The organism is Micromonospora sp. D75 (assembly GCF_018070405.1).
Taxonomy (GTDB): domain Bacteria; phylum Actinomycetota; class Actinomycetes; order Mycobacteriales; family Micromonosporaceae; genus Micromonospora; species Micromonospora chalcea.
This window is the reverse complement of the sequence record NZ_JAGPXV010000924.1, coordinates 1-1,602: the sequence shown is the minus strand read 5'-3', so window position 1 is coordinate 1,602 and position 1,602 is coordinate 1. Positions and strand designations below refer to the sequence as shown.

The 1,602-nt window shown below is 71.9% G+C and carries 3 protein-coding genes; 1 reads left to right on the top strand and 2 read right to left on the bottom strand.

What is annotated here, in order from left to right; translation table 11 throughout:
* A partial coding sequence (locus tag KBX39_RS34270) for a hypothetical protein (protein ID WP_369010128.1) occupies nt 1-143 on the top strand: 143 nt, incomplete at its 5' end.
* A 60-nt stretch (nt 144-203) separates the two neighbouring features.
* Here KBX39_RS34270 and KBX39_RS30730 read toward each other — a convergent pair.
* Entirely contained in the window at nt 204-965 is a 762-nt protein-coding gene (locus KBX39_RS30730) for a M23 family metallopeptidase (protein ID WP_210873898.1), read from the bottom strand.
* 259 nt (nt 966-1,224) lie between these two features.
* The coding region (locus tag KBX39_RS30725; RefSeq protein WP_210873897.1) for a M23 family metallopeptidase at nt 1,225-1,602 on the bottom strand (378 nt) is incomplete at its 5' end.

Genomic DNA, 1,602 nt, shown 5'->3' with positions numbered 1-1,602 from the left:
GGGACCGGGTCAACCACCAGCGGTACGGCCTGGGCCGGGTGCTGGCGGTGGAGGGGGCCGGGCCGGGCGCCCGGGCGCAGATCGACTTCGGCGACCAGACGATGTGGCTGGTGCTGCGGCACGCCCCGATCGACAAGCTCTGAGCGTGAGCGGGCCCGGTCCGGCTCGTGGCCGGACCGGGCCCTGCCCCTGTCGTGGCGCGGTCAGCAGGCCACGTCGATGCCCCGTGCGCGCAGGAACGGCGCCGGGTCGATCTGGTTCCACATGGCGCCCTGGTGCACCTCGAAGTGCAGGTGCGGGCCGGTGGAGTCGCCGGTGGAGCCTTCGTAGCCGATGACCTGACCGGCGGTGACCTTGTCGCCCACGGCGATGGCGAGCCGGCTCTGGTGGGCGTAGTGGGTCAGGTAGCCGTTGTGGTGGTCGATGAAGACCGAGATGCCGTAGCCGTCGCCCACGTCGCCGGCCTTGACCACGGTGCCCGCCGCGGCGGCGTGGATCGGGGTGCCGGCCGGCATGGCGAAGTCGATGCCGGCGTGCTGGGTGCCCCAGCGGGGCCCGTAGCAGGACGTGATGTCCGCGCCCTTCATCGGGATGACCCAGGTCGGCTTCTTCGCCACCGCCTTCTTCGCCACGGTCTTCTTCGGCTTGGGCTTGGCGGTGGCCGTCTTCTTCGGTGCCGGGGTGGTCGCGCTCGGGGTCGGCGCGGGGCTGGCCGGGACGGCGGACGGGGTGATCGGTTCGCGGGCCGAGCGGTCGGCGCGGGCCGCGTCGTCGACGCGGGCCTGTACGCCGAGGTCGACGGCGGCCGGCGTCGGCGCGGACCGGTCGGCGACGGTGACCACGCCGCCGATGCCGAGGCCGAGCAGGGCCACCGCGCCGGTGACCACGTATGCGGTGCGCCGGGCGCGGCGCGGACGCCGGTGCCGGGCGGGAGCGTTGTCCGGGGTGGGGCTGCTGTGCTGCACGGGATCCTTCACCAGTCGAGGGGCACGTGACCACGAAATACTGGTGTCGGCGCAGGTGGTGGCGGGTATCGGGTGGCCGGAGCAATGGCTGCGGGCCGTCGCGGCGTGCCCGGTTGCGGACCGGACGGGCGGTTCATCGGCGAAGACGATCACCTACCGATGTGGTCCCGCTCACACCGGCGGGTGTGACGTGGCAGACTTCCGCCAAACGAAACCGCCCGGATCGTGTGATCCGGGCGGTGACGGGGCGTACTGAGCGTCAGGAGGCGGCTACGTCGCCGTAAATCGCTTCGATTTCGAGCTGGATGTCCACTCCGCGCTCCTTGAGGAACGCCACCGGGTCCTGCGGCTGGCCCTTGACATGGATCTCCAGGTGCAGGTGGGAGCCGTAGGAGTGGCCGGTGTTGCCGACCAGGCCGAGCTGGTCGCCGGCCTTCACCTCCTGGCCCTCCTTGACCGACACGGCGGAGGAGTGGCCGTAGATGGCCTCGGTGCCGTCGGAGTGCTTCACGATCACCGCGTAGCCGTAGCCGCCGAACCAGCCCGCCTTGGTGACCGTCCCGGCGTGGACCGCCTTGTACGGCGTGCCCTCCGGCGCAACCAGGTCGATGCCGGTGTGCAGCTTGCCCCAGCGCAT